The organism is Soonwooa sp. (assembly GCF_030151385.1).
GTDB lineage: Bacteria > Bacteroidota > Bacteroidia > Flavobacteriales > Weeksellaceae > Soonwooa.
The window spans coordinates 1-6509 of record NZ_JASLDS010000067.1; the positions used below are offsets into that span (position 1 = coordinate 1).

At 34.3% G+C, this 6509-nt stretch carries 7 protein-coding genes and 1 tRNA gene; 7 read left to right on the forward strand and 1 reads right to left on the reverse strand.

Annotated elements, in window-relative coordinates; all coding sequences use genetic code 11:
• Positions 1-109: 109 nt before the first annotated feature.
• The 7 genes from greA (at position 110) to Q1V95_RS12635 (ending at position 6034) form a co-directional block, all read left to right on the forward strand.
• Positions 110-577 carry a transcription elongation factor GreA gene (gene greA, locus Q1V95_RS12605; RefSeq protein WP_300674545.1) on the forward strand — a complete coding sequence of 156 codons (468 nt, stop codon included), beginning with the start codon at positions 110-112 and terminating at the stop codon, positions 575-577.
• A gap of 49 nt (positions 578-626) precedes the next feature.
• Positions 627-1016, forward strand: a complete 390-nt coding sequence (locus tag Q1V95_RS12610) for an HIT family protein (protein WP_300674548.1) — start codon at positions 627-629, stop codon at positions 1014-1016.
• Positions 1017-1081: 65 nt separating this feature from the next.
• Positions 1082-2248, forward strand: coding sequence for an ATP-dependent Clp protease ATP-binding subunit ClpX (gene clpX / locus Q1V95_RS12615; RefSeq protein WP_300674550.1), 1167 nt, complete (start codon positions 1082-1084; stop codon positions 2246-2248).
• A 125-nt stretch (positions 2249-2373) separates the two neighbouring features.
• Positions 2374-4338: a T9SS type A sorting domain-containing protein gene (locus Q1V95_RS12620; protein WP_300674553.1), complete on the forward strand. Its 1965-nt coding sequence runs from the start codon at positions 2374-2376 to the stop codon at positions 4336-4338.
• Positions 4339-4350: 12 nt separating this feature from the next.
• Positions 4351-4584, forward strand: a complete 234-nt coding sequence (locus Q1V95_RS12625) for a signal peptidase (protein WP_300674555.1) — start codon at positions 4351-4353, stop codon at positions 4582-4584.
• A gap of 48 nt (positions 4585-4632) precedes the next feature.
• The gene (locus tag Q1V95_RS12630; protein WP_300674558.1) at positions 4633-5916 is read left to right on the forward strand and encodes a TlpA disulfide reductase family protein; all 1284 of its coding nucleotides are present in this window, start codon (positions 4633-4635) and stop codon (positions 5914-5916) included.
• 44 nt (positions 5917-5960) lie between these two features.
• Positions 5961-6034: transfer RNA gene (locus tag Q1V95_RS12635), tRNA-Met, on the forward strand.
• A gap of 126 nt (positions 6035-6160) precedes the next feature.
• On the opposite strand, the gene Q1V95_RS12640 is transcribed toward Q1V95_RS12635, so the two are convergent.
• A complete protein-coding gene (locus Q1V95_RS12640; RefSeq protein ID WP_300674561.1) occupies positions 6161-6496 on the reverse strand; it encodes a DUF3276 family protein in 336 nt (111 codons plus the stop codon).
• Between the last annotated feature and the right edge of the window lie 13 nt (positions 6497-6509).

The window sequence follows — 6509 nt, forward strand, 5'->3', positions numbered from 1 at the left end:
TTCATATCAAAATTAATTTATATATTTGTCAAAACGAATCAACACAACAAAAATTATATCCGGCAAAGGTCGGATAATTTTTTTATATCAACGTTAAAAAATTATTGACATGAGTTACGTTACGAAAGAAGGTTTAGATAAGATGAAAGCTGAGCTTGAGCAATTGGAAACTATTGAAAGACCAAAAGTTACCCAACAGATCGCTGAAGCAAGAGATAAAGGTGACCTTTCTGAAAATGCAGAATATGATGCAGCAAAGGAAGCACAAGGACTGTTAGAAATGCGTATTTCAAAACTTAAAGATATTATTTCTGGTTCAAAAATTATTGATGAGAGCCAACTAGATACGTCAAAGGTTTCTATTTTGACAACGGTTAGACTTAAAAATCATGCAACTAAAGCGGAGCAAAAATTCACTTTGGTTCCTGATAACGAAAGTGACCTTAAAACAGGAAGGATTTCTGTTAATACACCAATCGCAAAAGGCCTTTTAGGAAAAGTTGTCGGTGATGTTGCTGAGATTACACTTCCTAATGGGAACAAATTAACTTTCGATATTTTAGAAATTAGCTTGTAATTCTCGAGAAACGGTTTGATATTTGCAGAACGAAAATCCTTTTAAAATTATGAGTTCAATTTTCACAAAAATCATCAACGGAGAAATCCCAAGTTACAAAGTAGCTGAGGACGATAATTTTGTCGCTTTTTTGGATGCAATGCCTTTAGTAGAAGGACATACATTGGTTATTCCAAAAAAAGAAGTGGATTTGATTTTTGATTTAGACTCAGAAGAATTCAAAAATCTTTGGGGATTTGCACAGCAAGTTGGCAAAAAAATTGAAAAAGCGATTCCATGCAAAAGAGTAGGTGTTGCGGTGATTGGACTAGAAGTTCCACATGCGCACATCCATCTTGTGCCACTCAACGCGATGCAAGATCTTAACTTTGGAAACGAACGACTTAAGCTTAGTCCTGAAGAATATCAAAAAATACAAGAAGCGATTAAAAACGCATAACATAAAAAGAAGCTTCGGCTTCTTTTTTTTCCATTAATTAATAAAGTAAAGTACACGAGAATTATATGAATCCTAATCAATGTTCTTTTTGCGGAAGAAAACGAAATGAAGTGCAAACACTTATTTCTGGACAGAATGGTTTTATCTGCGAAAATTGTATCGAGCAAGCGCACAACATTATTAAAGATAGTGTAAAACAAATGGGAGATGCTGGTTTTACAATGGAAGAGTTGGCAAAGCCTAAGCAGATAAAGGAATTTTTGGACGAGTATATCATTGGGCAAGATCAAGCTAAAAAGCAATTGTCAATTGCGGTTTACAATCATTATAAAAGACTTCTTCATAAGCAAGACGAAAACCGTGAGGTAGAAATTGAAAAGTCAAATATCCTCATGGTCGGTGAGACCGGAACGGGGAAAACGCTTTTGGCAAAAACAATTGCTAAGCAACTTAATGTTCCGTTTTGTATTGTGGATGCAACAATTTTGACAGAAGCTGGTTATGTTGGGGAAGATGTAGAAAGTATCTTGTCTAGACTTCTGATGGTTGCTGAGTATGATGTTGAAAAAGCAGAACGTGGTATTGTCTTTATTGATGAAATTGATAAAATTGCTCGTAAATCTGACAATCCTAGTATTACAAGAGATGTTTCGGGAGAAGGTGTACAACAAGGTTTGTTGAAGTTGTTGGAAGGAAGCATTGTTAATGTACCACCACAAGGAGGACGTAAGCATCCAGACCAAAAGTATATTCAAGTTAATACACAAAATATTCTTTTCATTGCAGGAGGTGCTTTTGATGGCATTAAAGAAATTATAGAAAGACGTCTTAACAAGCAAGCAATTGGTTTTAGTTCAGAAAAACTAAATAAAGTTGAGGAAGACGATTATATTTTGAGTCAAATTAATGCGATCGACTTAAAGTCCTTTGGATTAATTCCTGAGTTGTTGGGGCGTTTCCCGATTATCACATATTTGGACAGCTTAACTAAGGAAACCTTGGTTCGCATTATGAAAGAACCAAAAAATTCAATCATCAATCAATTTGTAGAATTATTTAAAATGGATAATGTGAAGTTATCTTTTACAGATTCTGCAATTGAGAAAATTGTTGAAGATACGGTCGAGAAGGGATTGGGAGCGAGAGGTCTTAGAGGCACAACAGAAAAGGTTTTGGAGGATTTTATGTATAATATTGAAGATCAAAAAGAGATCGTTATTGACGAGATTTAAGATTGCGAATTATCATATTAATTTAAATTAACTGTTGATTTTTAGACATATAATTTTTTTTATCTAAAAAAAATCATAATTTTGCAACTCATGAGTATTACAAAAACACAAAAACATAAAATGCTATGAAGAAAAAAATATTGGCTTTAAACATTCTAGCTTTATCAGTTCCACTAAGTGCACAGGTATTGACAACAGTGGCGGATCAAGCTTATATGACTGTTCTACCAGGTACATTAGTATACAATGGTGGTGGTTTGGATGTGAATGACCGAGGTATTTTGGATATTTCTGGAAATGTTCAGATTGAAGGAAGTAGTACTGATACTTTCAGAACGAGAAATTCAGGAACGGTTACTGGGGTTAATAATCTTGGTAATATCATATTGAGATTAACAGCAGCTGATAACTCTACCTATGGTCAGTTATCAATTACAGGTCTTAGCAATGCTAATGTGACAGGTACTGTCTATAAAGAGTTCCGTAATGCTAAACATGGTACTTATCAACAGATTGCTTTACCATTTAATGGAAAGCCTCTTTCGGAATTATCAACAGAACTTGGTAAGACATTTACTGATGCTCGTTGGACTCAAAATGAGATTCTTAAATGGAATAACACAAGAGAAAGATCTGATAACTTCCCAGTTAGTAGTTCTACATTGCCACTTGCAACCGACTATGTAATGTTAGGTTCTTTGGGCTTAGATGTTAGTACTAATCCTAAAAATACTGGAAACATTCAGGTACCCAATTTAAGTACACTTACCTTTACTCCTGGTACTTATGTTATTAAAGGACGTGCGGTTGGTGATGATGTTAATACTGTGAGGTTATATGGTGGAGGTCTTGACCTTAATTATGGTACACAAGGAGAAAATGTAAACATCTATAGAGAAACTTATAACTCTTATCTTCAAGATGTATTTGTGAGCGGTGGATGGACTGCAGATAATTTTGGTAAAAATCTTTATCAATTTGGTAATCCATATTTTACCAATTTAGATTTGAGTAATATAGGTATTGCAGAAACTTCGACACCTAATGATGGGATGGTAATTCCTAATATTCAAGGTATTAGATTTGATCCAGGAACAGTAACTTCTGATTCTAGTGGGGCGACCATTTCAACAGGAGCTAAGTACATTACTTTTACTGCAAATGGACCTGCAGTTGGAGATGTTGATAAGACAATGGTTAAGCCAATGCAAACTTTTGTTATTAAATTAACCTCTGCGGCGAACGACGTATCTAATGACCTTAAATTTAATAATCTTAGAAGATTCAGTTATACTGCTCGTAATGGTTCTACACCTTACAGTGTATCAGCTGCAAAAGGTGCTAACTCTTCTACTGTAAAGCAACTTGGTGTTATTGCGCTTGATGCACAAGGTAATGAGCTTGGAAGAACTTATTATGTAGTGTATGCTGGTGCAGAGACAGGATCTCCTGCTTTAGATAATGCGACTGCACAAGTTACAGCACCTTCTACTAATACAATTGGTACATTTGAAGAAGATGCAATTAATGGTGGTATCGATGCAAATGCAGCAAGTAAGTATTGGTTGTATATTAATCAAGCTGATGAAGATACTTTTAAAGGTAAAGCAGTTGCTATGAATTTATATAGCAATGATATTAAGTCATTGAAGTTTGAATTACGAGAAGATGCAAAACTTGTTACTGATAATGCAAGTTATTTATCTTCAGGTAAAGAGTTTTATATCCAAAAGAAAGGAACTTCAGATTTTATCAGTATTAAACAAAACGCGATTTTGCCAGTTGATGGTGAGCAATATAGTCTTTTTTATGATAAAGGGACGACTACTTTAGGTAGTAACGATGTAAAGTTATCTAGAACAAAAATCGCTTTTGACCGATCATCTGATAAATATGTGCTAATATTTGATCCTAAATGGAAGCAGGCAGATGTTAATGTATATGAAGCTAGTGGTAAGTTGATTTTCTCTAAAGCGAAAGTTAGTACTGCTAACATGATGCCTATTGAGCTAAAGAATCTTAATGGAGTATATGTTGTTACTGCAACATCTGAGAAAGGCGAGGTTTTTAACGGTAAAATAATCAAATAAAACACTACAAAAATGATAAAAAAAGTAATTTTTAGATTAATAGCTGTCCTTGCATTTGGCTTTAATCAATTTTTATTAGCGCAAAATGAGCCGCCAGCACCTGCCGCATTGGACGGAGGTGGAGGAGTTGGTCCAGGAGGTAGACCAAAAAACCCAATCGATATGTATGAATTTATATTAGTAATTGCTGCGGTTATGCTAATTGTATACTTCTACCAACGAAAAAAGAAATTAAAATTATCTTAATATCCTAAAAACTCACTTTATCTAAAGTGAGTTTTTTATATTTGTAATATGAGAAATACATTACTAGCTCTTTGTGTACTAGGAGCATCTAGCATTTCGGCACAGTTCAAGGTTAATGCAAATGTGCCCTCTAATTTTCAAGTTGATGATGCCTATATTTTTGGCTACGATGGATCTAATGATGTTCTTTTAGGGAAAGGAACAAAAAAAGGAAATAGTGTTAATGTTTCGATTCCTAAGTCTTACAAGGGAATGTTACGCATGGTGTTTTTTCCGTCGAATAGTAGTATCCAAATGGCTTCGGAAAATCAAGATATTAATTTAACAGTAGGCAAAGTTGAAGGCAAAACAATTAAAGAAGTTGCTTTTCAGGATGCTGTTAACAAATATTTTGAAAGTTCACAAAACGGCCAAAAGAAGAAGGAGCTGATCTATCCTGCTTTATTACAAATTAAGGATTATTATTCACCTTCTGACGCTTTTTATCCAGCTTTAGAAAAAGAGATTGCATTACTATCTTCTTCAACCGATTCTAAAGGTGACTATCCTTTTGTAAACTATTATTCCGCAACTGCTGCAAAGTATGTTAATAATCCTGATTACAAAAATATTCCATTACAAGATTATATCGATTTTTTTGGTAAAACTGGAAATTACCTAGAGACTTCTTCGTTGATGAAACCAATTCTTATTTCTTACCTTAATACAGCAGGGAAGGAGAGTGTTAGCACGGACATCGAGAAGCTTCTTAAATCCGTAGATATTGAGACACCGAGAGGTCAGACTGTTTTGTCGGAATTAATCGAAATTTTCGATACTTATGGGATGAATGACCTAAAAGATAAATATCTAAAGGAAGCGAAAGAACTTAAGTGTACAATTAATGATCGTCTTTCAGGAACTATTAAGAGTCAAGATGAAATCCAAATTGGTGCTAAATTCCAAGATTCTAAATTGTATAATACTTATAACACCAAGGCTAAATCTATTTACGATGTTAAAGCTGATAGAAAAGTCATTATCGTTTGGGCTTCTACTTGTTCTCACTGTACAGCGGAATTGCCAAAGATTATAGAAAAGTATCCAGCTCTTAAAGCTAAAAAAGTTGAGATCATTGGATTGTCGTTGGATACAGATCTCAAGTCTTACGGCGATTTAGCGTCTAAATTCCCTTGGATTAGTGCATCTGATGGTAAAGGTTGGTATAGTGACTATGCAAAAAATTATAATGTTCATGCAACGCCAACTTACTTTATATTAGATAGTTCGGATAAAATTGTTGCAAAACCAGATCGTCTTAGCGATGTTTTTGAATATTTTAATCTAAAATAATTTTGTGTGCGTGTAAATTTTTTCTATATTTGCACCACAAAATCGGCGAGGTAGCTCAGATGGTTAGAGCGCAGGATTCATAACCCTGAGGTCACGGGTTCAATTCCCGTCCTCGCTACAAAGACACTCTTTATAGAGTGTCTTTTTTGTTTATAGCTTAGGGTAATTTTCCGTCGGAAAAAGGACATAAAAAAACATCCTAAAATTAATTTTGGATGTCTTTAACTCATTTTCTTGCAAATTCTTAAACCTCTTCGTCAGATTCTAAAGTGTAAGATTTGGATTTGTAATCCTTGTCATGTTTTTCAGAAATTACATCTTCACCTTTTTGTTCGATGATAAAGTCTGTTGATTCGTTAAACATGTCTAAGAAATTCTTAAAATCTTCTTTGTAAAGGTAGATTTTGTGCTTTTCAAAAGTTGCCTCTCCGTTTTCCCCGAAATTCTTTTTGCTTTCAGTAATCGTAAGATAATAATCTCCAGCTTTTGTCTCGCGCACATCAAAGAAATAGGTTCTTCTACCTGCCTTCAATACCTTTGTGAAAATTTCATTTTCGTGGCGTTCCTTGTATTCACTCATTTGTACGATATTT